The organism is Archangium violaceum, from assembly GCF_016859125.1.
Lineage (GTDB): Bacteria > Myxococcota > Myxococcia > Myxococcales > Myxococcaceae > Archangium > Archangium violaceum_A.
This window is the reverse complement of record NZ_CP069338.1, coordinates 4,104,220-4,130,845: the sequence shown is the minus strand read 5'-3', so window position 1 is coordinate 4,130,845 and position 26,626 is coordinate 4,104,220. Positions and strand designations below refer to the sequence as shown.

The window sequence follows — 26,626 nt, the reverse complement described above, 5'->3', positions numbered from 1 at the left end:
CTGGCGCACGGGGGCCGCTGGGGCCGGCGTGTGCCCAGACGGGCTGCACGGCTCCTCTCCAGGCCTGGAACGCAGGCTCCGCCAGCGGTTCTTTTCAGCCCCGCTATACCCGCCCGTGGTGCTCCAGGGAGAGCGGGGCCTGAGCCAAAAGGGGGCCGAGCCGGGCAATGCCTCTTATTATTACTCACTGCCGCGCATGCCCACGCGCGGAGAGGTGACGGTGGACGGTCGCGCCTATTCGGTGACGGGCGAGAGCTGGATGGACCGCGAGTGGAGCACGAGCGCGCTCGGCGCGGAGCAGGTGGGCTGGGATTGGTTCTCGCTCCAGCTCTCGGATGGGAGCGAGCTCATGTACTACCAACTGCGCCGGCGCGACGGCACGGTGGATCCCTTCACCGCGGGCACCCTCATCCCCGCCCGGGGCGAGCCCGTGCACCTGACTGCGAAGGACGCGCGGCTGGAGGTGCTCGACACGTGGAAGAGCCCCCGGACGGGCGTGGAGTACCCCGCGCGCTGGCGGCTCGAGCTGCCCTCGCGCGACCTCTCCCTGGAGGTGACGCCCGCGCTCGCCGACCAGGAGTTGCCCGTGACCGTGCGCTACTGGGAGGGCGCGGTGCGCCTGTCGGGCAAACACGAAGGCCAGCCCGTGGAGGGCCGGGGCTACGTGGAGCTGACAGGCTATGGAGACTCCCCGCCCCGGGAGCGCTGAACCCTTGCGATACCTGCTCTCGCTCACTCGTCCGCGGGCTCGGGACTCGGGTAGAAGACGCCGCCGCGCGAGAAGTAGAAGTCACCCACGGAGAGGCGTCCCACCCGCCACTCGCCCTCCACCAGTTGAAGCTGCCCCAGACGCTGGAGAGGAGTGCCGGTGAGCGCGGTCACCAGGTAGCCATCGGGTCGCACCATCATGCCTGCTCCAGGTAGAGCGCCGCGCCCGCCGGGTGCCGGGCTTCTTCCCCAAGGCCACTGGCCTCCTGCACCACCTGGAAGGGGTCCACCGTGTCCTCGAAGAATCCGCCGGAGCCCCCCGCCGCCTCTCCGGGCATGGGTGTGGCCTCGGGCCACCGAGGTGCGGAGTCCTCAAGGTCCCCCCTCAGGGGTTCATCTTCAAGAACGACGTGACGCCCTCGCTGCTGAAGCAGTTCACGTCGCCGAGATTGGTGCCGAGGTTGTCCTGATCGAGCACCAGCGGATCGAGCAGGCCGTATTCCGCGTAATCGAACGGCTTGTCGAGGAACACGCCATAGGGATTGCCGGCGAGCCTGGCGCGCTCGTAGTTCAGGTTCCAGAACCGATGCTGCCGGACCGAGTAGACGGTGTTGCGGCGCAGGTAGCCCACCTCGCGGCTGGTGAACTCGCGAAACGGCACCTTGTCCGGGTGGTTGTTCTTCGCTTCCAGCTTCCTGGCGTTCTCGCTCGGCGTCTCCTGCGTATCCGCCGGGTACTCCTTGCCATGGAAGACCATCAGGATATCGGGGAGCGCACCGGACAGGTCATGGACGAGATGGCCGTGGAAGAGGTCATTGCGCGTCAGCCGCTGGTAGTGGTCGTCCTTGACGAGGCTCAGGGTCATCGCCGACACGAAGTGGAACAGGTCGTCGAAGTAGGTGGCCACCGCCTCCTTCTTGAACTGGCGGATCTGGGTCCCGTTGCCGCTGGCCCACTCCGTGATCGAGTCCTGCTTCTCGACGCGCGGGATGGCGCTCTGCCCGTTGAAGGCGCCGACATTGATGACCGCCGCGCTCATGTCCAGCAGGGCGGTCCTCGCCTTGTCCGCGGTGGCATGGAGCAGGAGCGCCTCGATCTCGCCGGGCGCCCTATCCCCCTCCCACGAGTGGACGAACTCGTTCGAACCGGTGAATGCCTTCAACCGCTGAAGAGCCGCCTTCTGTTCTTGCGTGGGCATGTGCGCTCCTGGGGGACGGCTGAGTCTACCCCAGGAAGCGCTTCGGCCCGACGCATCACTCCAACCCGGCGGCCGAGCCGAGGGACTCGACCACGGGGGTGCCCATCTCGGTGGGCTCCACCGCGAGCGCGCCCAGGCCGTGGTAGCCCTTGGTGCTCACCTCGCCTCCTGATTGGGTCCGGCTCAGAGCGGCGGGCAACCTCTACTGGAGGCGGCGGGAATCGAACCTGCCGCCTGGTACGCCCCAAGCGGGCCTGGCGGAGTCTCGTGGGAGCCTGGCGGTAGCGTGTGCCTTGGCGAGGTGTGGCGCCCTCAAGGCGCGACGGGACGACCTCGAAAGCATGCGTGCCGACGTGGAGCGCGCCGTCCGACGGCTGAAGCGCTCACGTCGGGCGCTGGAAGTCCTCCGCCTCGCCCGCACGCTTCACGAAGGCGCCCGGTGTGAGCCCGACGAGCTCCCGGAAGTCGGCAATGAGGTGCGCCTGGTCGTAATAGCCCGCGTCCGCGGCGATGCGTCCCCAGTCCTTCGAGGTCGCCGCCATCCCCACGGCACGCCGCAGACGAACGGCCCGCGCGAAATCCTTCGGCCCGATGCCGACGCTCTCCGTGAAGGCGCGGCGAAGATGCCGCGCCGTGACGCCAAGCCGCTCCGCCACGCTCTCCACCCGAACCTCGTCTCCTTCGAACAAGCGCACCGCGCGGCGAGCGAGCCGTGCCGAGGCCGGGTCGAATGTCTGGTGGGCACGAAGGGAGATCGCGTGGGAGAGTCGGTCGAGCACCTCCGGCAGGCTTCGCGCCGCAAGGAGCTCGAGGCAGAGGTCGCCGCCCGAACGGCCCCAGAGGTCTTCCAGTTGCACGATCCGGTCCGTCAGCTCGCTCGCGGCCACGCCCAGGAGCTGCGCCGACCAGCCTGGCTTGAACTGAAGCATGACCGCCCGCGCGACACCGGTTGCGTTCTTGAACAGCGCCTGCGTTCGCGGGCCCGCGACGGCCACATCCCCTCTCCGACCCTCCTCGAACACTCGATACTTCGCGGCACACGGCTTCGTCGTCATCCAGCCCACCCATCTCGACTCAAAGACGCTCACCCTCGACTCCAAGGACCCCGATGCGCCTCTGTACTGGCGAGCGCGGGCCCAGGACATGAAGCGCATTCTCGACCAACTCGACGCGATCGAGCGCGCCGTCGCAGCGCTCGCCGGGCGCTTGGACCGAAGCAAGGTGGCCGTCATCGGGCACTCGATGGGCGGGCACACCGCGAGCCTGCTGCTTGGCGCGCGGCACACGGCCCACGACGGAACGGAAGTGAACCTCGCCGAGCCCCGGATCAAGGCGGGCGTGCTGCTCGCCGCGCCCGGCAGAGGCGACGCCCTCAGCAAGTTCGCAGCCGAGAACTACTCCTTCTTCTCGACCATCGACTACTCCAAGATGACGACGCCCGCGCTCGTGGTCGCCGGTGACAAGGACGACTCTCCCCACCTGACGGTCGCAGGCGCCGACTGGCACGCCGATCCCTACTTCCTCTCCCCAGGCCCCAAGTCCCTGCTCACCCTGTTCGACGCAGGGCACGGGCTGGGCGGAGTCTCGGGATATGACGTCGCCGAGACCACGGACGAGAACCCCGAGCGAGTGGCTGCCGTTCAGCGTCTCACCTGGGCCTACCTCCGCACCGCGCTCTATCCCGGAGACTCCGCCTGGCAGGAAGCGCAAAACGCGCTGACTGGCGTAGCCAGGCCGCTCGGACGGGTCGAGTCCAAATAAGCGAAACGAGCTGGTGCACCGTCCAATCGTGCTCTCGAATCATCCACCCGTGCGCGCCTGCCAGAGGGGGAGGCGGTAGTCATGGCTGACGACGCTGGCGCTCGTCGGGGAGCGACAGCAGAGGAGAAAGAGGAACATCGTCATGAAGCCTGGCATCGCGGTTCTCGGTACGGGGCGTATGGGCTCCGCGCTCGTGAGTGCATTTCTCAAGCAGGGGTACAGTGTTGCCATCTGGAATCGCACGAAGTCCAAGTGCGCGCCGCTCGCGGCCCTGGGGGCACGGGTCGCGGAAACGGTGCGGGACGCCGTCGCCGATGCGGAGCTCATCGTCGTGAACGTGAACGACTACGTCACCAGCGACGGGCTGCTCCGGCAGGACGACGTGACGAAGGGCTTGCGTGGAAAGCTGCTCGTCCAGTTGACGTCGGGCTCGCCCAGGCAGGCGAGGGAAATGGCCGCGTGGGCTCGGAACCACGACATCCACTACCTGGATGGAGCCATCATGGGGACTCCGAACTTCATCGGCGAACCAGGCGGCACCATTCTGTATTCAGGACCAGGTGCTCTCTTCGAGAAGTACAAACCCGTCCTCCTCGCGCTCGGGGGAAACTCCCTCCATGTGGGAAGCGACGTGGGCCACGCCTCCGCTCTAGACAGCGCACTCCTCGTTTCCATGTGGGGGTCGATGTTCGGTGTGCTTCAGGCCGTGTCCGTCTGCCAGGCCGAAGCGCTTCCGCTCGAAGCCTTCATGGGCTACCTCAAGGCAACCCAGCCGGTCATCGACGGGGCCGTGACCGACTTCGTGAACCGGATCCAAGCGGGTCGCTTCGCCGGCGATGAGACGACGCTCGCGACGGTCGATGCCCACCAGGGAGCGCTCCGACATCTGCTCGAGCTGTGCAAGGAGCGCGGAATCCATCACGCCGTGCCCGATGCGTTCGACCAGCTCTTCCAGGCGGCCCTCCAGGCGGGACACGCCCAGGATGACTTCGCCGTCCTCCACAAGTTCATGAGGTGACGCCGGACACCCTCAGGCACGCGAACGCACGACGGACGTCGGCGTCACGCCGAGAACACGCCTCATCCAGCGTGCCATGTGGCTCTGGTGCGAGAACCCGGCCTCCAGCGCGACTTCGCTCGCGGGAAGCTCACCGCGCACGAGCAAGGCCCTGGCACGCTCCACCCGCCGGTGCATGACGTACTCATGCACCGGGAGTCCCATCGAGCGCTTGAACAGAACCTTGAAATGCGATGCGCTGACTTCGGCCTCGCTCGCGAGGCGTGTGAGCGAGAGGTTCTGATCCAGGTGCGCCTCGATGTGTTCGAGGACGCGCTGAAGCTGTCGTTTCGAAAGACCTCTTGGAGCCTCCACGGACGCGCGGTAGCGAGTCAGCAGGTGCGCCGCGAGCGCCAGGCCCAGGCTCTCGCTGTAGAGAAGCCCGTTTGGGAAACCGGCGCGGAACTCCGCCTCGAGCGCCCATGCGAGATGCTCGATCTGCGCTTCTCTGAAATGGTATCGCGGCTCGATTCCCGTGCGGTCGGGATCCAGCCCCATGTCTTCCGCGACCCGGCGCAAGAGCGCGGCTGGCAGCCGGAGCTCCACGGAACTGCTCGCGTCATCATCAACCCACGCATCGGGCATTCCGGCGGGGATGAGGCAGATGTCGCCCCGCGTGCGAATCGAGCGCACACGGTTCGAATGGCAAGACGTCCGAACGGGCGCCCCTGCGTGGACGTTGATGTAGTGGTCGGAAGGCAGCAGGTGCCGGCTCTCTCCCACGGGTGTCGCGCGCAGCTCGATACCGAGCTCGATCCGAGGACGTCGTTCCGCAAGAGTCTCGCCCTGCCGTTGCTCGCTCATGCGGCTGAAGTAAGAGCCCTCGCCGTCCGTGTCAATCCGCATGAGGGTCGGCATCCCCGAGCGAGGAGCCAATGCGCTTGGATGCTCCCACCCTTCCTGCTACGTTGGCCCGCCGATGCTACCTCTCCGGTCTGTACTGCTTGTTGCCCTTGTGGCTTCAACCGCCTTTGCCAGCAACGAGCGCGACAAACTCTCCGTACGAGCCATCCTGCTCTCGGAGCATCCGGGTGATGCCACCCACCGCGTCTACGTGAAGGGGCAGGTCGTCACGACGCTCCGATTCGAGAAGCCCGTCGATCCACTCAAGACGAAGCTGATCGGTTGGGAGGGCCGGCTCGATCCACTGGTGGTGGTCCGCAACAAGGTGCTCCTGGAGCCCCTCCATGACCTCGACGGCGACGAAGCAATTCCCATGGTCGTGACGCTGGTTGATGGAACCGAGGTGCCATTTCTCCTGAGACCCCCGGCACGCAAGGCGTGGTCGTGGACGGACCAGCAGATCGACGTGTTCAAGAACCGCGAGAGCTACGCGGCCATCCACGCTGCTCTGTTGGAAGCACTCAAGAAGAACGACGTGCTCATCGAAGAGAATCAGCGCTATCGCGAGGAAGAGACTTCGGAGGACCACGCTCTGGCCGCCCTGCTGGCCTCGGGCGCGATCGTGCAGACGCCGTTCAGGGTAGTGGACCGCTTTTCTGGCGAGGATGGCGATACCAAGATCGATGCACAGATACTCCAGGGGAAGGGCAAGGTCGCTGTCGTCTTCAAGCTCAAGAACATGGCACCTGAGCATCCATGGAGCATGAAGTCGGTCCGCCTCGTCACCCTGGACAAGGGCCGTGAGCGAGCAGTCGCCGTTCGCTCCACGGTTCGAGAAATCGCGCCTGGCGGGTCCGGTGTGATGGCCTTTGTCGTGGACGGTAGCGCCTTCGTTGACGATGGCGAGTTGACGCGCCTGTCGCTGGAGGTCTACCGGCACGACGGAATGCGGCAAGCCTACGTCCAGCTAGATCCGGCGCTCATCGCGCGATAGGAGCAAGCGACATGGCCTCCAACAAGCTCGCACTTTTGGTTTGCGCCGTTCTGCTCGTAATGTCGTCCGGCTGCCCCGGAACAGCCACGGGAAGAGTCTCCCTGCGTGCTGACGGCAGCCCAGGGCCGGAAAAGTGCCCAGCAGAATCGCTCAAGGCGATGAACTATTTGAGAATGTTCGTCGGGGAATCCGCGTGGGTCCAGCTCGATGCGAACCAGAGCCGCGCCTATCCCATCACTCTGTACGAGGGAAACATCGAGAGCATACTCGAGGAGAACCTCGGGCTGCTTGAAGCACCCGCCCGACTCTACGGCCGGGTCTGGACCAGCGGTCCACAAGCCGTCATCCGGTACTACGCCGCCCAGCCCATGGATGGAGGAGAGCAGGTGCCTATTTGCGCGGTGGCTCGGCTCGGGATGGGGCAGCTCCGGAAGCACCCCGAGTCCAAGCCTGGGACGGCCATCCTCGGTTCTCCTCGTGCCGGCGTCTACATCGTGAACGAGTTCAGGTAGCGTTGCCGCCATCGGCTCGCCGCGACGCTCGACCAGGGGCGGGCTGTGCCGTCGGCGCATGGAGTGACTCGAGGAGTGGAGGCGCCATCTATGCGTCGGCCCTGTGCTGCTGAAAGCCACCACCTCGTGCCTTCAGTTTCGTACACCTCATACCTCAACGCGAAGGGCATACCGACAGGACGGAATGCCACGCCATGAACTCATTCGTCCCATCGGCTACGAAGCGCCCGTGCTTCCCTGCGTGCGAGCGCAGCGCCCTCACCATCCCCGAGGGCCTCTCGTATGCTCGTGACACCATCGAGGGAGACAGCAAGATCCTCAATCGTCTGAGAGCTGTCGCCCATGAGTTCCTGGAGCTGGCGGTCGAGGGCGAGGGACTCCTCGTATGCGGCGCTGGCGGCCGGGAGGTTGCCGAGGCGTCGCTGCACGTCGCCCACTTTGTTGAGGGACACGGAGAGGTCGCGGAGGGCCTCGGGGGTGTCTCCCAGGGCCGCGCGCAGCTGGCGGCGGAGGGAGAGGGACTCCTCAGAGGCGGCGCTGGCGGCCGGGAGGTTGCCGAGGCGTTGCTGCACGTCGCCCACGTTGTCGAGAGAAATGGAGAGGTCGCGGAGGGCCTCGGGGGTGTCTCCCAGGGCCGCGCGCAGCTGGCGGCGGAGGGAGAGGGACTCCTCATAGGCGGCGCTGGCGGCCGGGAGGTTGCCGAGGCGTCGCTGCACGTCGCCCACGTTGTTGAGGGACACGGAGAGGTCGCGGAGGGCCTCGGGGGTATCTCCCAGGGCCGCGCGCAGCTGGCGTGCGAGAGCGAGGGACTCCTCAGAGGCGGCGCTGGCGGCCGGGAGGTTGCCGAGGCGTTGCTGCACGTCGCCCACGTTGTTGAGGGACACGGAGAGGTCGCGGAGGGCCTCGGGGGTGTCTCCCAGCGCGGCGCGCAGCTGGCGTGCGAGAGCGAGGGACTCCTCATAGGCGGCGCTGGCGGCCGGGAGGTTGCCGAGGCGTCGCTGCACGTCGCCCACTTTGTTGAGGGACACGGAGAGGTCGCGAAGGGCCTCGGGGGTATCTCCCAGTGCGGCGCGCAGCTGGCGGCGGAGGGAGAGGGACTCCTCATAGGCGGCGCTGGCGGCCGGGAGGTTGCCGAGGCGTCGCTGCACGTCGCCCACTTTGTTGAGGGACACGGAGAGGTCGCGGAGGGCCTCGGGGGTGTCTCCCAGGGCCGCGCGCAGCTGGCGTGAGAGAGCGAGGGACTCCTCAGAGGCGGCGCTGGCGGCCGGGAGGTTGCCGAGGCGTTGCTGCACGTCGCCCACGTTGTCGAGAGAAATGGAGAGGTCGCGGAGGGCCTCGGGGGTGTCTCCCAGGGCCGCGCGCAGCTGGCGGCGGAGGGAGAGGGACTCCTCATAGGCGGCGCTGGCGGCCGGGAGGTTGCCGAGGCGTCGCTGCACGTCGCCCACGTTGTTGAGGGACACGGAGAGGTCGCGGAGGGCCTCGGGGGTATCTCCCAGGGCCGCGCGCAGCTGGCGTGCGAGAGCGAGGGACTCCTCAGAGGCGGCGCTGGCGGCCGGGAGGTTGCCGAGGCGTTGCTGCACGTCGCCCACGTTGTTGAGGGACACGGAGAGGTCGCGGAGGGCCTCGGGGGTATCTCCCAGGGCCGCGCGCAGCTGGCGTGAGAGAGCGAGGGACTCCTCAGAGGCCGCCAGAGCCGAAACAAGATCGCCTCGCCAGAGCGCAATGCTCGCCAGCTCATCCAACAACAGTAAGCGATACTGGTCGTCGTGATTTCCAAGAACCTTGATCGCCTGTTCCAGGTGCTCTTCGGCTGCTGCCGGATCTCCATGGGCCTTTTCGGCCAAGGCGAGTTCATGGAGTACCATTACTCTTAGAAGTGGAGTTTGTTGTGGGTCCTTGAAGGCAAGCTCTCGAGCCCGGCGAGCTGCTTCGACAGCTTCGCCCGTTCTTCCGGATGAAAGCAGTGCATCCACCCGGCCGAGCAGAACCCCTATCTGTCTTGGGTCCTCGCCGATAGCTTTCGCCAGCAATCGTTCTGACTCCGCGAGAGCGAACTCCGTCAGGTTTTCGGCCTCGGGGCCCTTTCCGCGCCCAGACCGATCCGAAAAGGCTCCCGCCTTCATGGGGGACTCTCGTGGCGAACTCTCCGCGACAAGGGGGAGCTCAATCACCAATGCACGAATGGACCAGAGGTCCGAAGCTGCTTCCCGCATGGAGAGCTTCATCTCTGGAGGGGCTACGAGCACGAGGCCACCGCGCAGGTGCCGACGCAGGGCATCGCGCCGCTCGTTCATGCGAGAGACCAGTTCCAGCCAGGCCTCCCGCCAGGGCCGCTCCGTTCCATCACCCGGATCAAGGAACAAGGCTTCCACCCACGCACATCCGGCATTCGCGGCCTCGGGGGTGAACAGGGTGGAAAGCAGACCCTTCAGCGCCGAGGGGCTCTCAGGATGGACGGATTCCAGTCGGCGCGTCTGCCCGCGGAGCAGGCGCTCGGTGCGGCGACGGAGGACTCCCGAGCTCAGGGGTGACGGCGAGAAGATGAACCCCAGCCAGAATCCATCGGCCAGTTCCAACTGGCGCCGCAATCTCAGCCACTCCGCTTCGCCCCCAGGGCCGATGTTCGCTTCGGTGACGGGCTTCATGGCGTTCCCTAGCTCCCTATCAGGGCACCTTCGCCGTGCGCTTGCTGGCTTCCTCCACCTGGGCCTTCACGACGTCGCGTACGAGCGGGTGCACGTCGTACCACTCGTTGCCGTTCCGGTAGTACAGCGCGAGGTGCGTATCGAGGTAGCGCGCGAGATCATGCAGTTGCTTGATCTCCGGCAGCGCCACTCCATGCGTGGTGGCGATCAGGTGGAGCCACTTCGCATCCGCATCCGCGATGGGGAGGAACTCGGTGCGGACTTGAGCGATGGCGGCATCGACTGTCTCCACCGGCACCGGTAGCCGATCCGCCCGGCGGATGATCTCGGAGAACAGCCGCAGGAAGTCGCGCAGGTGTCCGCCCGACAAAAGGCTCAACTTGTCGAGCGTTTCGCGCTCCGGACCGAGCAGCCGCTGCCAAGGGCCTCGCGCGGAGATGAGCCGCTCCAGCAGGTCGAGGCCCGGCTGGAAGACGTTTCCAGAACTGTCCCGCACCTTCAGCGCGGGGAGAACCTGGACGCCCCCTGGGGAGTAAAGTGTTCCAAGGTTCGGGTACAGAACCTTCAAGTAGGGGGGAATCGTGTAGACGACGTGCAGGTGGTCGAAGTGGAGCTTGTCGCTATGGCTGGTGAACAGGTTCACCACCGAGTCCTGCACGGCCGTCGCGTTGGTCGACGTCCCACGGATGTGCTCCATCGAGTCCAGCAAGAGCACGACCTCCGTGTCGGGGCCGTGTCGCTCCTTGACCTTCTTCACGCAGCCCGTGACGTAGGCGCGCACGTCCTCCACCAGCGTCCCGAGATGACCGGACATGCGCTTCTGGAGCGTCTCCCGGAACGAGGGATCGCTCTTGAGCGCGACCTTGAGTCCCACCGTGGACAGGTCCGGAATGCTGATATTGGTGCGCTTCAGGAGGTTGGTGAAGCGCTCCCAATAGCCCTCCCTCGAAGGATCGTTCGGGAGGAAGCCCTCCTTCTGGAGCGCATCCCCGAAGGCCCCGGCCACGGCCAGAAGGAAGTCGATGATGTCGACGTTCTGCGACAGGTTGATGTAGTCCTCGATGTCGCAGAGCACGACTTTGTAATCGCCCTGCTCGCCCAGGTATTTGCGCAAGCGGTGAAGCTCGGTGCTCTTGCCGCTCCCCCGGAAGCCGGAGAAGAGCTGCACGCTCTGCCCGAGGGCGAACTGGATGGGGCGCGCCAGCAACTTGACCGGATCATGAGGGGCCAGCTCCGGAGTCTCGTACAGCGGCACATAGCGGCTCGCGTCGGTCCCATTGAACTCGATGGGCTGATCGGTGACCGCACGGAAGAAGGAGCGGAGGAACGCCAGGTCTTCGGTCTTCATGCGCGTTGTTCCAGCCTCTAGAGGGCATCTCGGATGCCAGGCGTCCAGGCCCGGCGGAACTGCCCCGGAACCTGCGAACCTGCGCTCCTAACAGATGCGCCCGTGGCTGGCGAGATGCTGGAGCGCCCGCCAGTCTGGCTGCCACACTGTTTCCGACTCCTGACCTCGGGAATGCTGCCTCGTGTGCACCCTGGGCGGGCGTGCCGCCGCGGGTGTCAGACGATCATCGGGCGCGAGGTATCGGAGGCTGAAACCGGCTCAGCATCGACCGCGGTCACCCGAACCGGAACGTGCTTGTGAAAGGGCGTGCGCGCGAGCGGGTCGCAGTGGTCGCTCGCCGTGAGGCGGTTGATCTGGGGACCGATGGGGGCTCCGCCGCGGTAGCGCATCCCGTAGCCGTGGGGGAGCGTGACCATCCCGGGACGGAGTGCCTCGTCGAGCTCGATCGTGACCTCGACCTGTCCGGTGTCCGACTCGCAGATCGCACGCGAGCCCGAGGAGAGTCCGCGCGCACGCGCGTCATCGGGGTGCATGCGCATCGCGCCGTGAGGGTCGCTCTTGCGCCAGGACGGGTCACGGAAGATCTGGTTGGCGTTGTAGGCGCGGCGCTCGCCCGCCAGCAGCACGAGCTCCGGGCTCGCCTCGGGCTCGTCCCGGAGGGCACGGAGAGCACCGAGCATCTCCGCAATCTCCAGGTGCACGCGACGGTCGTGGTGACGGATGAACGACCAGGTGTCGGCGAACTCGTGTCGCGTGACGAGCGTGCCCTCGGCCTTGTCGAGAATCGTCTGGAACAGCGACAGGCCCAGGGTGAGCCGATTGCCGCGATGCCCTGCGCGGCGGACCGCGCGGGGCTCCCTCCGCGCGAGGTCGAGCGCCGGCCCGATGAGGGGCGCCGCGGCGGCGGGCGGAACGCGCTCCGGGTGCGCTCGTGACGTTCGGAGCGCCCGCCCCAGCGTGCGGTACGCGATCGACGCGGCGTATGGAATCCACCGCGGCTTCGCGGCGAGCGTCGCGCCAAGCGCGGCGAGGAAGCCGGCGTGCTTCGTGGCGGCGGGCTCGGCCGCCGCGATGCGCTCGAGCACCGGGAAGGACCGGGGCAGCTCGCCCATGGCCTCGAGGAGCCGCGTGTAGATCTCCGGCTCGGGCAAGGCCTCCGCGCGCGGTGGAAACAGGGGGTGGCGGAGCTGGAACGCGTTGTCGGGGAACTCGAGGTTGAACCCCGTGCACTCCCACTTCTCGAGCTGTGTCGCCGCGGGCAGGACATAGTGCGCGAAGCGCGCCGTCTCGGTCATCGCCACGTCCACGACGACGAGCAGCTCGAGCTTCGCGAACGCGCGCTCGTAGGCGGCGGTGTCCGCGCCGGTGAGGACCGGGTTGGCGCTGTCGACGAACAGCGCACGCACGCGATCCTCGCCCTCGTGTTCGATTTCACCGGGCAGGATGTTCGGCGGATACAGCCCACCAATCGGGAACATGCGGTGATGCGCGGTGCGCATGTGCCGGCCGGAGCGCTCGTCGGTGTTGCCGAGGATCGGCAGGAAGAGCGAGTGGAAGTTGTTCCCCCCGCGCTTGCCGAGATTCCCGGTCAGCAGGAACAGGAGCTTCTCGAGGTACGAGTTGAGCGTGCTGTGGAGGCTCTGCTGCAGCCCCAGGTCGACGCGCACGCACGCGGCGCGCGCGCTGGCGAACGTCCGTGCGACGCGCTCGACGTCGGCGAGAGGCACGTCCGCGCGACGAACGAACTCCTCGATGGGGACCGCCCGGAGCGCGGCCTCGACCGCCGGGAGCCCGGTGCAGCGCTCGGCGAGAAACGCCCGGTCATGCAGGCCGTCGCGCACGATGATGCCGAGCATCGCGGCGAGCAGGAATGCGTCGGTGCCGGGGCGCAACTGAAGGTGCACATCGGCCATGCGCGCCGTCTCCGTCTTGCGTGGGTCGATCACGACCATCGTGCGCGCGGGGTCCTTCTTCAGCTCCCGCAGCGTGTCGCGCGCATTCGGGATGCCGTGCGCCTGGAAGGGGTTCGTGCCGATGAAGAGCACGACGTCCGCGTGCTCGACGTCCTCCGTCACGTGGCAACGCTGGTCGCCGAACAATCGGCCATTGACCCAGAAGTCGCCGGTCTTCTCCTGGGCGAGCGCGCTGTACACGAAGCGGCTCTTCATCGCATTCGTGAGCTGCCGGCTGTACGCGCCCCCGAGGTGATTGCCCTGGCCGCCACCGCCGTAGAACGCGAACGCGCGACCGCCGTGCCGCTCACGAAGCGCGACCAGCCGGGCGGCGATGTCGGCGAGCGCCTCGTCCCAACCCACGCGCACGAAGCGGCCATCTGCCTCGCGGCGCAGCGGGTGCTCGAGGCGATCCGCGTTCTCCTGATAGTGCTGCAACCGAGCGGCCTTCTGGCAGAGGTACCCCTTGGAGACCGGGTGCGCGTCGTCGCCGCGAATGCTCGTGAGGCGGGAGCCCTCGACTTCGACACGGAGCCCGCAGTTGCGGGAGCACAGGATGCAGGCGGTCTGCTCAGTCGTCATGGCGGAGACCTTTGCCAAAGGGATAACGAACGTTATCTTATTGAAGATCCATGCGCTATCCCCCCGAACAGAAGTCACGGTCCCGTGAGAAACTCGTGCGCGCCAGCGCCTCGCTCGCGAAGCAGCAGGGGTTCGCTGGCAGCGGAGTGGATGCGCTCGCGAGCGCGGCAGGGCTCACCAGCGGCGCGTTCTACCGGCACTTCGAAGGCAAGGGAGAGTTGCTGTCCGCCATCGTCGAGACGGAGCTCGAGGCGACGCGCAGCCGCTTCTCCACCATCGAGCCGCGCAACGAAGAGCAGTTGCTCCTCGCCATCGACACCTACCTCAGCCTCGCTCATGTGCGGCATCCGGAGTCGGGATGCGTGCTGCCGACACTGGCCTCGGAGATTGGCCGCGCTCCGGCCGAGACGAAGGAGGTGTTCGAGCGCGCGCTTTCGGAGCTGTTGGCCGTCCTCTCGGAGAAGGTGGGCGACACATCGGTCGCCTTCGCGCTCCTCAACCAGTGCGTCGGGGCGGTGATGATCGCGCGTGGACTCGCGACGGACAGCGCGAAGCGCCAGGTGCTCGAGGCCGCACGCAAGAGCGCACGAGAGAGCATCGCTTCGCAGTTGAGCACCGTCAGGGTGTCAGACGACTCGTAGTGTTCGCACTCAGGGGGGCGTTCCGCGGTGCACGAGCGGCAGCTTCGCCTGGGCATAGGTACGCTTGTGTCGCAGCAGTTCCTGGGAGAAGTGCAGCACATCCAGTGTTTCACCTGCGAGCGCAAGCGCCGCAGTTTGAGCCAGCCGCCGGCCCCAGCCCCTCCCATCGCCCACGCCTCGGCGACCGCGAGCATCTCGCGAGCCTCTTCCCAGCCGAACCTGGCGCAGAGCAACCCGGTGGACGTGCGGAGTTAATCGCGTAATACGCCCACGATACCCAGCGACAGCCAGGTGCCGATGAGAGGGGAGACGCCGAAGCCGAGGACTGGTACGGGGAAATGACCGAAAGCGGGGGTAAGAACCTGAAGCCCGAGGTACATCGCGAGACTGACGGTCACCCGCCACGCCAGCGGGGAGGAACGGCGCCACCCACTCACGCCCACGAGGGCCAGTCCCAGCGGGATGACCGCCAGCGACGCGAGGGCCGCGACGCCCCAGAGCATGCCGGCTTCGGTCGCGAGCCGAACGATGCCCTCCACGTGCGGCACGGGGAGCAGCGGGTCCGGGCGCCTCCAGGCGAGCGCGGTGGACAGCAGCACCACCGAGCCCAACCCCCAGCGCAGCAGCGGCGCTCCGGGAGAGAGGGTGAGGAGCACCAGCGAGGCGGCTCCCAATGCGGTCGCCTGGGCAGCATCTGGCTGAACGAGGTGGAGCGCCTGCATCAAGAGGACAACGCCTGCCGCGGCAAGGGGCCGCCCTGCCTCGAACAGGACAGCGGTCCCGAGAAGGACGAGGGGGGCGAGGAGCGACGACGCATGCAACCGGAGGGGCCCCAACACCCACCAGCGATGAACGCCATCGAGGCCGGGAGACACGAGTGTCAAGAAGCCACAGAGGAGCCCACCAGCGGCAAGTGCGGGGGCCCACGCAAGCACCTTGTCTCGCGGCAGGCGGGCAACCCGCGCGCCGCCCCACCCCGCGAGGATCGCGGCCGCGGCCTGGAGCCCGATGACGGCGGGTGACACGCCGTGCCGGAGCATCACATAGACGCCAACCACGACCGCGGGCGCGGGGGTGACGAGGAGGCTCCAGCGGCTGGAAGGATGGGCGAAGAGGGGGTGCACTGGCATCCCATCATTCCACGCCAGAGAATTGGCCGTGACGGAAGACAACGGTCGCTTCGTCCACCGGCACTGACCGCAATGCTCGCAGTACCAGTCCGCACCGGCCTCGGCCTGGCAAGAATGTCCAGGTTCGGCCCCGGGTCATCGGGTAGCCTCGTCCTTCCCATGGCCGTACAGACAATCCTGAAGACGGGCCAGCTCACGGTCGTGGCCTACAAGTGCGAAGCCGGCACCTCGGCGGCGCCTTTCACCGAGCTGCATGAGAGCACGAGCATCTCCTACGTGCGCACGGGCAGTTTCGGGTACCGGGTCGGCCGGCGGGTCCGCGACATGGTGGCGGGCTCCACCGTCGTAGGCCGCGCGGGCGACGATTACGTCTGCACGCACGACCACACGACTTGCGGCGATGAATGCCTTTGCTTCCGGCTGACGCCGGAGCTCCTCGATGCGTTGGGTGGCCCGTCGGACCTGTGGAGCACGCGCGGCGTTCCGCCCATTCGCGAGCTGGCCGTGGCGGGAGAGTTGGCCCAGGCGGCGGCGACGGGCGGGAGCGACGTCGGTGTAGACGAGGCCGGCATCCTCTATGCGGCGACCTTCATCCGTGCCGTAACAGGGGAGCGCGGACGGGCGCTGGAGGTCGACGCTCGCGACCGCCGAAGGGCCGTCCATGCGGCGCTGTGGCTCGACGCCCACAGCCGTGAGGAGATCGATCTGGCCGCGGTGGCGAGACAGGTCGGTCTGAGCCCCTTCCACTTTCTCAGGCTGTTCTCGGCCGTGCTCGGCGTGACGCCCCACCAGTATCTGGTGCACCTGCGACTGCGAGAGGCCGCGTGGCTGCTGGCCCAGGGTGACGAGGCGATCAGCACGGTGGCCTATGACGTGGGGTTCGGAGATCTCTCCAACTTCACGCGGTCGTTCCACCGCGCCGCGGGCGTGTCGCCTCGGAGCTTCCGTCGGCTGGCCCGAGGTGACCGCAAGATCCTCCAAGATCGGCTGGCGGCAGGGCTCGTACGGTGACCCCCTCTCTTCAGGAGGGAACATGTACGAGCACATCGGTTTGAAGGTGAAGAATGTCGCGGACCACGGACCCATCGCGAAGGCGGTCGACTGATGGGAACGATTCGAAAGGAAATCGTCATCCCCGCGCCCGCCGAGGAAGTCTGGAAGGCCTTGCGTGACGTGGGACGGGCGCATGAGCGGCTGACACCGGGCGTGCTCGTGGACTGCCGCATGGAAGGGGACGCCCGGCTCGTGACGTTCGCGAATGGGTTGGTCGTGAAGGAACGGATCGTCACGATCGACGACGCCGCCATGCGTGTCGCGTACGCGGTCGTCGGGGGACCGCCTGCTCATCACAATGCATCCATGCAGGTCGTCGCCGAGGGGCCACGAACCAGCCGGTTGGTATGGATTTCCGACTTCCTTCCGGACGAGTTCGCGAGGGTCGCCGCACCGCTCATCGAGGTGGGGGCTGAGGCCATGAAGAAGGCACTGGGCCAGCAGCCGGACCCGTCGTCACAGGATTGTCCGGGCTGAACGAGAGCCAGTCCGCCAGGGCATCCGACGACGCGTAGGGGGTGGTGCTGGGATACATCAGAGCAAGCTGGGCTCGATGGCCGAGCTCGGGCGTACGCCGGACGCGTGGTCGGACCATGACTTCCTCATCATCACCGTCGCGGGAGCACAGGAGTCGTTCCGCCAGGACCTGAGCTGGTTGCCCGATGGCGAGCGCATCGTCCTGAAGGTGCGCGAGACGGCGCATGGGCTCAAGGTGCTCCATGACGATGGCCACCTGTTGGAGTTCGCCATCTTCGACGAAGCCGAGCCGCACCTGGCGAGGGTGAATGACGATCGCGTGCTGCCCGACCGCGCGCACGTGGAAGCCGACCTGCAGGGCAGGCAGGCAGGTCGTTTGACCTGAAACCTTATCAATCCGATGGAGGGCTGGTACCCTCCCCCCATGGCCCGGCGGCAGGAACCCTTGGACGAGGAGCAGCGAGCGCTCCATGACTCGTGGGACACCATCGCGCGCACGGTGGCGCGGGTCGCCCTCAACTCCGTCTTCATCTGGGGCGTGTGCTCGCTCCTGCGCTACGGCGTCCACGCCACCAGCGATGGCCTGCTGGCCTTCGTGGCCGAGGCGGACGTCTGGTGGGCCCCGCTGGTGCTGGTGTCCGTGCTGGTGGCGGGCGGGCTGCTGCGCGGGCTGCTCAACCGGCGCTCCGGCTGGAGCGAGGTGGCCTCGGACGGCGTGGACGTGGCCCTGAACAACTACCACATCACCTACAAGGACACGGCGGACGATCCCCGCCCGCGCTACTCACTGCCCGCCTTCCGGCTCGCCTTCCGCAAGGCGGCGGCCACCCTGCTGACGCTGGGCACTGGCGCCTCCGGAGGGCTGGAGGGCCCGGTGGTGCTGGTGGGCGAGTCGCTGGGCGCGGGCCTGGCGCGAGTGACGCGGGCGCGCTCGGAGCACACCCTGCGCACCTGCCAGCTCGCCGGCATCGCCGCCGCGGTGGGTACCCTGCTCAACGCCCCCTTCGCCTCGGCGCTCTTCGCCCTCGAGGTGGTGTACGGCAACCGCATCGTCTACAGGAAGCTGGCCTACTGCCTCTTCGCCGCCATCATCGCCTACGCCCTCAACAACCGTTTCCTCGGCTTCCACCCCATCTTCGTGGCCCCGCCCCACGGCCACACCTACACCCTGGCCGAGTACGGCCTCACCGCGCTGGTGGCCGTGGCCATCTCCGCCCCCGTGGCGCTCGCCTTCGGCCTGACCATGAAGCACACGGGCCAGCTCGTGAAGCGCGCCTCCCCGGTGCTGCGCGGCGCCGCCGGCGCGCTCTTCACCGCCGTGGTGGCCGTGGGCCTCTTCTACGCCGTGGGAATGGATCCCCGGCACGTGCTGGGCATGGGCGAGTACACCGTCTCCCGGCTGCTCTCCGGAGATGCCGGCCCGCTGTCGCAGGGCTGGTTCCTGATGCTCATCGTCGTCGGCAAGCTGCTCACCACCGGCTTCACCATCCAATCGGGCGGCTCGGCGGGAATGCTCATCCCCTCGATGGTGCTCGGCGGCGTGTCCGGCGCGACCACCGCCCAGGTGCTCGCCGCCGCCACCGGCCTGGAGCTGAGTGTCCACCTCTTCGTGGTGGTGGGCATCGCCTCTGCGCTGGTCGCGGTGGTGGGCGTGCCGCTGGCCGCCATCGCCCTGGTGCTGGAGGTCTTCGGCTCCGAGTACGGTCCGCCCGCCGTGCTCGCCTGCGGCGTCACCTACGTGCTGACGCTGCGGCTCTCCATCTACAACGAGCAGCCCCGGCAGGAGGCCCACGTCGGCCCCTCCGCACCGCCCTCCCACGGTTGAGCCGGGATGGTGTCAAGCCGTGGGCGATGATCTGAACGACAGCGGGGTGGACGTGTCGCGCGGCCTCCGCGAGCTCATGGCCCGGAACGCCAGGGCGTTCTGACGGAGCGAGCTCGAGCGCCGCGGCCGAGCCCGGGCATGCCACGCCACTCGCGCCACCGGACGAGCCCGCAGCCCAGGGTGAGCCCGGCGAGCGCCCCCGTCGCCGTGGGCCAGAAGGCCCACCAGAGCTGGGCCTCCAGCGCGCCCATGTCCTGGTAGCGCACCAGCCGCAGCGCGAGTCCCACGCAGGCCCCGGCGACGGTGGGCAGCAGCACGCGGAGGAGCGAGGACCAGGAGCCTCCCGGCACGGGCTCCAGATGCCGGTAGCGGCGCGCCATGTACGCGAATACCCCGAGCGAGCCCACCAGCGAGGAGACGTGCTGGAGGACGCGGGAGAGTGGCAGGTCCCTGCTCCCGATGGGGACGACCACGTCCGGATAGAGCACCCGCGCGGGCCACATGTGGTGGTGCGTGAAACCGTCCCAGAGGAGGTGGGTGGCGGCGCCGAGCACCAGGGCCGCGACGGTCAACGACCAGGCGAGCGGCGAGCGCGGGAGCCCCGGGGTGTGCACGAAGCGGCCCCACTGCACACCGCCCACCTCGGGCAGGGCGAGCCGCAGCGCGGGGAGGATGAGCACCTCCAGCCACAGCAGCACCGCGAGCCCCACGGGGACACAGAAGAGGATGAAGCCAGGGAACTCATGCGCGATGAAGTCACCCACCTCGCGCAGCGCGTAGATGTAGGAGAGGTCCGGCGCGCAGGCACCGACGATGAGGGCGGTGGGCAGCACACCCCGGCGGGAGAGCCGGAAGAAGGGCAGCACCGCGGCGGCATGTGCAGGCAGGGTGACGGGCACGAGACCGCAATCGATAGTCATTTGGGGACTCACGGCAACCCCTTGCCTCCCATTCACGACGGGTGCACGACAGGTTTCGTGAACCGGCTATGCTCGCCACGCGGACCGTCGCGAGCGCAGCACCGTTGAATCCCCCCCTTGAAGGAGCTCATTGTGCACAAAGCAATCGTGAAGCTGGCCTTTGTCCTGGGAATCGTGACCGGAGGCCTCGTGGGAGGGCTTTCGCAGAGCGAGGCGGAGGCCGCCATCTCGTGCCCGGGGTACTGCCTCGATCAGGCGTGTACCTGCGTGGTCCAATGCTGGCGGACCCCGAACGGTTGCGTGTGTGAGGACGCCTGTACCACGCAGTGAGGGGAGACACGGGGCCTGACGGGCGGTAGCGGGCAGGCCCCTGCCGCCCTGAAGGCATCACCCTTCTTGCGCGTGAGCGCAAAAGCTGCGCCGGCGTGGTGGGCGTGGCGTGCCGAGCTCATGGGGGAGACATCCTGGCCCCCGGCGGGCCGGTGAGCCGCCCGCGCTACCGCACCCGCTCGATGCGGTACTTGCGCCCCTTGATGCGGCCCTCGCGCAGACACTGGAACGCCACACGCGCGATACGTCTGGAGACGGCGACGTAGGCATGATGGTCGTGGATGTCGATCTTCCCGATGTCCGAGGCCTTCAGCCCGCCGGCCTCTCCCGTGAGGGCCCCGAGAATGTCTCCCGGGCGCATCTTGTCCTTGCGTCCCGCGGAGATGAAGAGCGTCTCCCACTCCGACTCCAGTGACACCCCGCCCGCCGGGTCCGCGGGGGGCAGTGTCTCCGGGCTCGCGCGCGCCATCTTCACACCCGTGGCCTGCTCGATGCCCTCCACCTTGCGCTCGTCCTGCGGCGTGACGAGCGAGATGGCCAGGCCCGTCCTTCCCGCGCGCCCCGTGCGGCCGATGCGGTGCACGTAGGGCTCGGGCTGCGAGGGCAGATCGAAGTTGATGACGGCGTCGAGCGCCTCGACGTCGATGCCTCGGCCCGCCACGTCCGTCGCAATGAGGACGCGGGTGCTGTGGTTGCGGAACTTCGCCATCACGTTGTCGCGCTCGGTCTGCTCCATGTCTCCCTGGAGACCGTCCGCGCTCACCCGGGCGGCAACCAGCGCCCGCGTCAGCTCGACGACCGTCGCCTTGAGGTTGCAGAACACGATGGCGGCGGCCGGCTGGTAGTGCCGCAGGATTCGCAGCAGGAGCGCCGTCTTCTCCTCGGGCGCGCACGTGTAACGCAGTTGTTGGATGTCGGGAGCCGCCTCGGCCTCCACGACCGTCACGCGCGCGGGCTCCTTCTGGAAGGTCCGGCTCAGCGCCTCGATGTCCGGGGGGAACGTCGCGGAGAAGAGCACGGTCTGCCGCGTCGGAGGCGTCTCGCGGAGGATGCGCTCCATGTCCTCCCGGAAGCCCATGTCGAGCATCCGATCGGCCTCGTCGAGCACCACGGTGGCGAGCCGGCTCGTCTCGAGGGCCTGCCGCTCGAGGAGATCCAGGATGCGGCCGGGCGTGCCGACGGCGATGTGGGCGCCCTTCTCGAGCGCGTTCACCTGGGGCCGGACGGGCTGGCCCCCCGCGAGCACGAGAACCTGGAGCCCGGGCAGTCTGCGGCCCAGCCGGCGGATCTCCCCCGCCACCTGCGCGCAGAGCTCCCGCGTCGGACAGAGCACGAGCGCCTGGAGCCGCCGTTGCTGGAGTTGGATCTTCTGCAGGAGGGGGAGCGCGAAGGCCGCGGTCTTCCCGCTGCCCGTGCGTGCCTGGCCGACGAGATCCTGGCCCCGCAGCAACACCGGAATGCTCTGGGCCTGGATGGGGGTGGCGGTCCGGAAGTCGAGCTCCTCGAGGACCTGGAGCAACGGCGGTGAAAGGGAGAGTGCGGAAAAGTCCATGGGAGCCTCGGTTCCTCTCCACCCCTTGTAACAGGTGAAGCCGTTCCGGGAAGGCTCAGGCGGCGTCCGCGTCCTTTCGTGACTCCGACTCGCTCGCGGACTCGGGCCTCCAGGGCCAGGCCAGCGGAGCGATGCGCGCGTAGAGCAGGAACAGCGCCTCGCCATCCACGTGCTCGCGGCAGACGCGGCTGGCCTCGCTCAACAGCAGGCCCGGCGACAGCACCCGGCCGGACTTGCGCAGCTCCGGCCGCAGTTCCTCCGGCACGGCCGCCAGGATGCCCTCCTTGTTGAGCCGCTCGTCGTTGGCCTCCGCGCACAGCTCCAGGTGCCGCACCAACTCGGTCTTCAGCCGAGCGTCGTACCCGAAGACGTACGAGCACATCTGGAACAGCTCCGAGCCCGCCTCCGTCACCAGGTCCGACTGCTCGCGCGCGAAGCCCGGCTCGCCCGCCGCCCGCCACAGGCAGTCCCAGTGCGCCCGCGACGCATGGCGCGCGTACAGCGCCCGGGCCGTGAGGTAGCTCTGCATCGAGTCGTGGAAGAAGCGCACGTGCGTGGGCACCGGGCCGGGCCGCGCGTCTGCGGACACCAGCAGCCCCGCGTCCAGCAGCATCCGCAGCTTGAATTCGTCCGGGCTGTCCCGGAAGACGATGAGCCGGCTGCGGTGCTCCCAGTAGCTGCCCAGGCACAGCGCCTCGGCGAACGACAGCAGCTCCGAGGTCGCCGCGTCGTCCGGATCCTTCTTCAGCAGCCCCGCGAAGACGGCGCGGTAGAGGTTGATGACGCTGTCCACGTCACTGCCGCCGAAGCGCAGCGCCAGCCGCACGAGGATGGGCACGTACGTCCCGTCCGCCGCGCGCCCCCGGCAGATGCGCCTGGAGGACTCGGAGAGCGGCCAGGGCGTCCCGTCCGGTCCCGGGTAGGCCTCCTGGAAACGCGCCAGCCCCGCCTCGTCCAGCCGCTTCGGCTCCACCCCCATCCACCGCAGCGCGTGGGACATCGCCGTCCGGTACGCCTCGTTGGGCCGGGCCGACAGCAACACCGGCGCGTGCAGCCCCATCTCTCGCTCCAGGTAGCGGCGCAGCGCCTCCGGCTCCAGCTTCGACTCGGTGAGGCCGTCCAGCACGAGGAAGAAGTCCCCCGACTCCAGCAGCGCGTCCCGCAGCGCCTCCGGCAGCCCCAGGTCCTGCAGCGCATCCTTCGCGGCCGTCTCGAGGTCCTCCGCCGCCGGGTCGATGAAGACGGGCAGCGGCGAGGAGGGCTGCTTCTCGAAGCGCTCCAGCGACAGCCGGACGAGCTGCCGCAGCAGCGCGCTCTTCCCCCGGCCTCCCGCGCACTGGATGAGCAGGTGCGCGCGCTCGCGCGTGAGCAGCAGGCACAGCTCCTCGGCGGTGCGCTCCGAGGGCGAGGGCTTCACTCCGGGCCCGGCGTACTCGACGACGTGCGAGGAGAGCTCCACGAACACCTCGCCGTTGGCCTGGGCGGAGGCCACGTCCACCCGGCGGCGCACCTGCCGGACATGGGCGGCGAAGAAGCGGCGCCGGAAGGCGGGCCAGCGCAACAGCGGCGCGGCGGCCCAGGAGAACGGATGGGTGAAGACGAGCCGGCGGAACACGGCCGGCGACAGCAGCCCCAGGCCCGCGCACAGCACCAACTCGGCGCACACCACGGCCACCACGGTGGGCAGGTGGATGCGCAGTCCGCCCAGCAGCCCCAGCAGTTCGCCACCGCCCGCGCCCACCAGCGAGGCCACGTAGCCGACGAGCGGCAGCCACCGGCGCGGCGCGGCCGAGGGGCGCAGCAACAGCATGGGCAGGAAGAGCAGCAGCGTCACCGCCAGGCACGCGAGTGTGGTGCGCACCCAGACCCGCTCGAGCAGCGGCACGCCGAAGGGCACGTGCTCGAAGGTGGCGGTGAGGCGCGTGCCATTCTCCACCTCGTGCGCCACCACGGCGCGGTAGAGGGACTCCGCGCTTCCCGGCGACGTCTTCCACTGGAAGAGGACACCCGAGGGTTCCGCGAGATGCCGGAGCCCCTGCCCCACCAGCTCGTCACTTCCGTCTTCCGCGCGCAGCTCGAGCTCCAGCGAGCGTCCGGCCCCGGCCGCCTGGGCGAGCCCGGGCCAGTCGAGCTCCAACGACTCCAGCGGCGCGCCGGCTTCGAGACTGCCCACCACCTGGACCCTCCCGCTCGCGTCGCGCTCGATGCGGGCACCGCCCGCGAAGCCCACCGCCACACGCCGCACCTCCGAGGCGGGCCCGTAGACGTAGCCGCGCGGGAGGCCGGCGATCCAGAAGCGGCCGCTGCCCGGGATGGGGAGCACGTCGCCAATCCCCATGCCCTCGAGCACCTGCTCGACTTCGAGCCCCTCCGGCCCGAGCACGAGCCGGTGCAGCCGCGTCCCCTCATCCGAGAGCAGCCACCCACCGTGCGCGTCCCACGCCTTCGGCAGCGGAGCGCTCAGGCCCGTGCTCCGCGACGTGCTCACGGTGATGACCCCGTCCTTCACGGAGAGCAGCCGGACGACGCCATCGCGCGTCACCGCCCACGCCTGCCGTGCCGAGAGCGGCAGGAGCCGGGCACCTCCGAGCCCATCCTCGCTGCGTGCCACCTCCGCGCCTCCGTCACCCAGGACATAGACACGCTTCTCGTCGACGACCCAGACGTGCTCGTCCGGCGCGTGTACCAGGGAGGGCGCCCCCTCCACCTCCACCCCCGGGCCCACCACCTTCCCATCATCGACGCCCACCAGCTTCAGCGAGGGACCCGAGGCCCCCGGGCTCGGGGCGAACACCATCCAGAAGAAGTTGCCCCCCTTGTGGGAGAAGAGCCGCTGCACCGCCCCGGGCAGCGGGCTCGAGGTGGTCTTCGTTCCCTCCCGGCTCACGAGGAGCAGTTGGGAGCCGGAACCACCGGGCTGCTCCGCGAGCACCCACGCCCGTTGCGACCGCGCGGTGGGCACCATGCTGCTCACATCCCGCGCTCGCACCAGGCCCGGCCGGGTCTGCGCGTTGGACAGGGTGCGCGCCCGCAGGTCCACCTGATAGAGGCTCTGGTTCAGCACGAGCCATCCCTGCTGACCATCCCCCACGGGCATCACATCGCGCACGGTGACTCCCGCGAGCGCGGAGGGGTCCACCCGGCCCACCTCGGCGCCCGCGGTATCGAAGACGCGCAGCTGCTTGTTGACGCCGAACACGACCCAGAGCCGCTCATGGCCCTCGGAGGGCGCGAGCTCCAGCTCCTGCTGGGCGGGGTCCAGGAGCTGCTGGATGTGGCCCTGGTGGTCCACCCCGTACACCTCGCTCAGGTCGCCCACGAGCGAGGACACCCGCACATGCACCCAGGCCCGCTCCGGATCCGCCGTGGGCACCACGTCCACCACCCGCACGTCCCGGTCCCGGAACCGGGCATCCTTGTCGCTGAAGGCCTCGGAGACGAGCTCGCGGCCCTCCCCATCCACGAGCCAAAGCCCGGAGCGCTCCGGCGTCCAGAGCCAGGCGTGGGGACCGTGGCCACACGGCGCCATCCGGCTGCTGCGCGGAAGGGGCTGCACCCAGTGGCCCTCGACCCGGGCCTCGGTGGGCGGCGGTGGCGCATCACTCCGGGCACAGCCCGCCACGCTCCCGAGCAACAGGAGCACGGCGCTCGTGAGGAACAGTCCCGGGGGAATCAGGCCCCGCCGGAAGAACCGGGTACGAGAGGAAGAGGTCATGGGGAGCGGAGGTCCACCGCATTGTGACACAGATGACCCCGAGCCCGGGTGAGCCCGCCCGCCTCCCCACCCCTTGGACCGGGCCTGGAGCACGCCGCGCCACACGCTCCTGCCAGGAAGTACGGGAAGCCGACAGTCCGAGGCCGGATGCGCGCACCACCCGACACGTCATCGCCCCATGGGACGAGGAAGCACCCGGGATCGAACGGTGCACCCTCGCACGGGCCGACATATCTTCCCCGGACGACTCATCCAGGAGACCTGTGTCTATGAGGCTCGTCGTTTCCCTGATGTGTATCGGCCTGCTGACGGCGAATGGCGTCGCGCGGGCTCAAACCTCGCCCACTCCGGCGCCGGCGCCCACAACACAGCCCGCGCCCGGCACCACCACCCAGCAGGCACCGCCACCACCGCCTCCGCCTCCGTCCACGACGGCCACGCAGGCGCCTCCGCCGCCTCCGCCTCCGGCCGAGGCGCAGGGCCCCGACGAGACCGCCGCCGAGCGCGCGGCCCGCTATAGCCGCTTCTCCTCCGGCTCGGGTGGCATGCTGCTCGTCTTCACCGAGCTCCTCAGCGGCGTGGTGACGGGAGGCATCCTCGGCAACACCTTCGAGACGGAGAACGGGGACTACGTGGGCGCGGTGCTCGGAGGCCTGACGCTCGGCACCGCCGCGGCCGTCTACCAGTACTACGTCCCCGTGGAGCGCAACGAGTCCCTGCTCGCCGCGGGTGGAGCCGCGTTGGGTTTCCTCGCCAGCTTCGGCTACGGCACCGAGCAGAAGCTCAGCGGGCGGGACCGCGCCGTCACCACGCTCCTCGCCACGCAGGCCGGCATCATCGGCGTGCTGGCGGCCACGGCCAGCCCCGGTGACGTGAGCGATGGGGATGCGTCCATCGTGGGGATGGGCGCCCTCTACGCCTTCGTATTCACCGCGCTCACCCAGTCCACGCTGGCGCTCGCGAATGAAGGAGACGAGGACACGAACCTCACGCCGACGCTGGTCGCCCCCGCGCTCGGCATGGCGTTGGGAGGCATCCTGGCGGTGCCGTTCGAGCTCTCGGCGCAGCGTGCCTTCAAGCTCACGGTGCTGCCGCTGGGCGTGGGCGCGGCGCTGCTGCTGGCGGGCACGGCGCTCGCGGACGGCCCGGCCGTGCCACTGTCGGCGATGGGTGGCGTCGCGGCTACCTTCGTCATCACGCTGCTGGCCACCACTGAGCCGCCCGTGCCCTACCCGCCCACGCGGACCGGGTCCACGCTCCGGTCCGGGAAGTCCGAGGCCTTCAAGGCCATGCCGGTGCCGGTGTTGATGCGCGCGGGCCGGCGAGGCAACTCGCTGACGGCGGGCCCGGGCTTCCTGATGCGCTTCTAATCCCCTTCAGGCA

At 68.6% G+C, this 26,626-nt stretch carries 22 protein-coding genes and 1 pseudogene; 11 read left to right on the top strand and 12 right to left on the bottom strand.

All coding sequences use genetic code 11. The annotated features are described in order from the left end of the window. Positions 1-112: 112 nt before the first annotated feature. Positions 113-709, top strand: a pseudogene (locus tag JQX13_RS17790) (lipocalin family protein); the annotation flags it as partial. Between the two features lie 23 nt (positions 710-732). On the opposite strand, the gene JQX13_RS17785 reads toward JQX13_RS17790, so the two are convergent. From JQX13_RS17785 to JQX13_RS17775, 4 genes are all read right to left on the bottom strand, one after another. Beyond that, positions 733-909 (bottom strand): hypothetical protein, encoded by a 177-nt coding sequence (locus JQX13_RS17785; protein WP_239014814.1) that lies wholly within the window; start codon positions 907-909, stop codon positions 733-735. Continuing rightward, a complete protein-coding gene (locus tag JQX13_RS54155; protein ID WP_239014812.1) occupies positions 906-1,046 on the bottom strand; it encodes a hypothetical protein in 141 nt (46 codons plus the stop codon). Before JQX13_RS54155 ends, JQX13_RS17785 begins: the two co-directional genes overlap by 4 nt. Positions 1,047-1,093: 47 nt before the next feature. Next, positions 1,094-1,906 (bottom strand): hypothetical protein, encoded by an 813-nt coding sequence (locus JQX13_RS17780; RefSeq protein WP_203410184.1) that lies wholly within the window; start codon positions 1,904-1,906, stop codon positions 1,094-1,096. Between the two features lie 383 nt (positions 1,907-2,289). Continuing rightward, positions 2,290-2,901 carry a helix-turn-helix transcriptional regulator gene (locus JQX13_RS17775; RefSeq protein WP_239014810.1) on the bottom strand — a complete coding sequence of 204 codons (612 nt, stop codon included), beginning with the start codon at positions 2,899-2,901 and terminating at the stop codon, positions 2,290-2,292. Between JQX13_RS17775 and JQX13_RS17770 the strand changes: the two genes are divergently transcribed. After that, on the top strand, positions 2,834-3,667 hold the full coding sequence (locus tag JQX13_RS17770) for an alpha/beta hydrolase family protein (protein ID WP_239014808.1): 834 nt from the start codon (positions 2,834-2,836) through the stop codon (positions 3,665-3,667). The genes JQX13_RS17775 and JQX13_RS17770 overlap by 68 nt on opposite strands. A gap of 142 nt (positions 3,668-3,809) precedes the next feature. Further along, entirely contained in the window at positions 3,810-4,685 is an 876-nt protein-coding gene (locus JQX13_RS17765) for an NAD(P)-dependent oxidoreductase (RefSeq protein ID WP_203410183.1), read from the top strand. Between the two features lie 12 nt (positions 4,686-4,697). Here JQX13_RS17765 and JQX13_RS17760 read toward each other — a convergent pair whose 3' ends face one another. Then, complete coding sequence (locus tag JQX13_RS17760; protein WP_239014807.1) at positions 4,698-5,570, bottom strand: AraC family transcriptional regulator; 873 nt, start codon at positions 5,568-5,570, stop codon at positions 4,698-4,700. A 73-nt stretch (positions 5,571-5,643) separates the two neighbouring features. On the opposite strand from JQX13_RS17760, the gene JQX13_RS17755 reads away from it, so the two are divergent. Both JQX13_RS17755 and JQX13_RS17750 read left to right on the top strand, forming a co-directional pair. Next, complete coding sequence (locus JQX13_RS17755; protein WP_203412066.1) at positions 5,644-6,561, top strand: DUF2381 family protein; 918 nt, start codon at positions 5,644-5,646, stop codon at positions 6,559-6,561. Positions 6,562-6,572: 11 nt separating this feature from the next. After that, entirely contained in the window at positions 6,573-7,073 is a 501-nt protein-coding gene (locus JQX13_RS17750; protein WP_203410182.1) for a hypothetical protein, read from the top strand. A 200-nt stretch (positions 7,074-7,273) separates the two neighbouring features. Here JQX13_RS17750 and JQX13_RS17745 read toward each other — a convergent pair whose 3' ends face one another. The 3 genes from JQX13_RS17745 to JQX13_RS17735 all read right to left on the bottom strand — a co-directional run bounded on the left by JQX13_RS17745 (position 7,274) and on the right by JQX13_RS17735 (position 13,600). Continuing rightward, positions 7,274-9,718: a tetratricopeptide repeat protein gene (locus JQX13_RS17745; RefSeq protein WP_203410181.1), complete on the bottom strand. Its 2,445-nt coding sequence runs from the start codon at positions 9,716-9,718 to the stop codon at positions 7,274-7,276. Between the two features lie 19 nt (positions 9,719-9,737). Further along, positions 9,738-11,066: a hypothetical protein gene (locus JQX13_RS17740; protein ID WP_203410180.1), complete on the bottom strand. Its 1,329-nt coding sequence runs from the start codon at positions 11,064-11,066 to the stop codon at positions 9,738-9,740. 215 nt (positions 11,067-11,281) lie between these two features. After that, positions 11,282-13,600 carry a molybdopterin-dependent oxidoreductase gene (locus tag JQX13_RS17735; RefSeq protein ID WP_203410179.1) on the bottom strand — a complete coding sequence of 773 codons (2,319 nt, stop codon included), beginning with the start codon at positions 13,598-13,600 and terminating at the stop codon, positions 11,282-11,284. 95 nt (positions 13,601-13,695) lie between these two features. Between JQX13_RS17735 and JQX13_RS17730 the strand changes: the two genes are divergently transcribed. Beyond that, positions 13,696-14,241 carry a TetR/AcrR family transcriptional regulator gene (locus JQX13_RS17730; RefSeq protein ID WP_203410178.1) on the top strand — a complete coding sequence of 182 codons (546 nt, stop codon included), beginning with the start codon at positions 13,696-13,698 and terminating at the stop codon, positions 14,239-14,241. A 251-nt stretch (positions 14,242-14,492) separates the two neighbouring features. Here JQX13_RS17730 and JQX13_RS17725 read toward each other — a convergent pair whose 3' ends face one another. Next, positions 14,493-15,365, bottom strand: a complete 873-nt coding sequence (locus tag JQX13_RS17725; protein ID WP_203410177.1) for a hypothetical protein — start codon at positions 15,363-15,365, stop codon at positions 14,493-14,495. A 165-nt stretch (positions 15,366-15,530) separates the two neighbouring features. Here JQX13_RS17725 and JQX13_RS17720 point away from each other — a divergent pair, with 165 nt between their 5' ends. From JQX13_RS17720 to JQX13_RS17705, 4 genes are all read left to right on the top strand, one after another. After that, a complete protein-coding gene (locus JQX13_RS17720; protein ID WP_203410176.1) occupies positions 15,531-16,382 on the top strand; it encodes a helix-turn-helix transcriptional regulator in 852 nt (283 codons plus the stop codon). A gap of 93 nt (positions 16,383-16,475) precedes the next feature. Then, positions 16,476-16,901 carry an SRPBCC family protein gene (locus tag JQX13_RS17715; protein WP_203410175.1) on the top strand — a complete coding sequence of 142 codons (426 nt, stop codon included), beginning with the start codon at positions 16,476-16,478 and terminating at the stop codon, positions 16,899-16,901. 76 nt (positions 16,902-16,977) lie between these two features. Then, on the top strand, positions 16,978-17,286 hold the full coding sequence (locus JQX13_RS17710) for a hypothetical protein (RefSeq protein WP_203410174.1): 309 nt from the start codon (positions 16,978-16,980) through the stop codon (positions 17,284-17,286). A 60-nt stretch (positions 17,287-17,346) separates the two neighbouring features. Continuing rightward, on the top strand, positions 17,347-18,726 hold the full coding sequence (locus tag JQX13_RS17705) for a chloride channel protein (protein WP_239014805.1): 1,380 nt from the start codon (positions 17,347-17,349) through the stop codon (positions 18,724-18,726). A gap of 74 nt (positions 18,727-18,800) precedes the next feature. On the opposite strand, the gene JQX13_RS17700 is transcribed toward JQX13_RS17705, so the two are convergent. The 3 genes from JQX13_RS17700 to JQX13_RS17690 all read right to left on the bottom strand — a co-directional run bounded on the left by JQX13_RS17700 (position 18,801) and on the right by JQX13_RS17690 (position 25,243). After that, positions 18,801-19,646, bottom strand: a complete 846-nt coding sequence (locus JQX13_RS17700) for a DUF4184 family protein (RefSeq protein ID WP_203410172.1) — start codon at positions 19,644-19,646, stop codon at positions 18,801-18,803. A gap of 496 nt (positions 19,647-20,142) precedes the next feature. After that, positions 20,143-21,528, bottom strand: coding sequence for an ATP-dependent RNA helicase DbpA (gene dbpA / locus JQX13_RS17695; RefSeq protein WP_203410171.1), 1,386 nt, complete (start codon positions 21,526-21,528; stop codon positions 20,143-20,145). Between the two features lie 55 nt (positions 21,529-21,583). Continuing rightward, positions 21,584-25,243 (bottom strand): hypothetical protein, encoded by a 3,660-nt coding sequence (locus JQX13_RS17690; RefSeq protein WP_203410170.1) that lies wholly within the window; start codon positions 25,241-25,243, stop codon positions 21,584-21,586. Positions 25,244-25,512: 269 nt separating this feature from the next. On the opposite strand from JQX13_RS17690, the gene JQX13_RS17685 reads away from it, so the two are divergent. Next, positions 25,513-26,613, top strand: a complete 1,101-nt coding sequence (locus JQX13_RS17685; RefSeq protein WP_203410169.1) for a hypothetical protein — start codon at positions 25,513-25,515, stop codon at positions 26,611-26,613. Positions 26,614-26,626: the final 13 nt, after the last annotated feature.

Coding starts and splice junctions, on each gene's coding strand:
- JQX13_RS17785 (WP_239014814.1), bottom strand. CDS start 909: ATGATGGTGCGACCCGATGGCTACCTGGTGACCGCGCTCACCGGCACT.
- JQX13_RS54155 (WP_239014812.1), bottom strand. CDS start 1,046: ATGCCCGGAGAGGCGGCGGGGGGCTCCGGCGGATTCTTCGAGGACACG.
- JQX13_RS17780 (WP_203410184.1), bottom strand. CDS start 1,906: ATGCCCACGCAAGAACAGAAGGCGGCTCTTCAGCGGTTGAAGGCATTC.
- JQX13_RS17770 (WP_239014808.1), top strand. CDS start 2,834: ATGACCGCCCGCGCGACACCGGTTGCGTTCTTGAACAGCGCCTGCGTT.
- JQX13_RS17765 (WP_203410183.1), top strand. CDS start 3,810: ATGAAGCCTGGCATCGCGGTTCTCGGTACGGGGCGTATGGGCTCCGCG.
- JQX13_RS17760 (WP_239014807.1), bottom strand. CDS start 5,570: ATGCGGATTGACACGGACGGCGAGGGCTCTTACTTCAGCCGCATGAGC.
- JQX13_RS17755 (WP_203412066.1), top strand. CDS start 5,644: ATGCTACCTCTCCGGTCTGTACTGCTTGTTGCCCTTGTGGCTTCAACC.
- JQX13_RS17750 (WP_203410182.1), top strand. CDS start 6,573: ATGGCCTCCAACAAGCTCGCACTTTTGGTTTGCGCCGTTCTGCTCGTA.
- JQX13_RS17745 (WP_203410181.1), bottom strand. CDS start 9,718: ATGAAGCCCGTCACCGAAGCGAACATCGGCCCTGGGGGCGAAGCGGAG.
- JQX13_RS17740 (WP_203410180.1), bottom strand. CDS start 11,066: ATGAAGACCGAAGACCTGGCGTTCCTCCGCTCCTTCTTCCGTGCGGTC.
- JQX13_RS17735 (WP_203410179.1), bottom strand. CDS start 13,600: ATGACGACTGAGCAGACCGCCTGCATCCTGTGCTCCCGCAACTGCGGG.
- JQX13_RS17720 (WP_203410176.1), top strand. CDS start 15,531: ATGGCCGTACAGACAATCCTGAAGACGGGCCAGCTCACGGTCGTGGCC.
- JQX13_RS17715 (WP_203410175.1), top strand. CDS start 16,476: ATGGGAACGATTCGAAAGGAAATCGTCATCCCCGCGCCCGCCGAGGAA.
- JQX13_RS17710 (WP_203410174.1), top strand. CDS start 16,978: ATGGCCGAGCTCGGGCGTACGCCGGACGCGTGGTCGGACCATGACTTC.
- JQX13_RS17700 (WP_203410172.1), bottom strand. CDS start 19,646: ATGACTATCGATTGCGGTCTCGTGCCCGTCACCCTGCCTGCACATGCC.
- dbpA (WP_203410171.1), bottom strand. CDS start 21,528: ATGGACTTTTCCGCACTCTCCCTTTCACCGCCGTTGCTCCAGGTCCTC.
- JQX13_RS17690 (WP_203410170.1), bottom strand. CDS start 25,243: ATGACCTCTTCCTCTCGTACCCGGTTCTTCCGGCGGGGCCTGATTCCC.
- JQX13_RS17685 (WP_203410169.1), top strand. CDS start 25,513: ATGAGGCTCGTCGTTTCCCTGATGTGTATCGGCCTGCTGACGGCGAAT.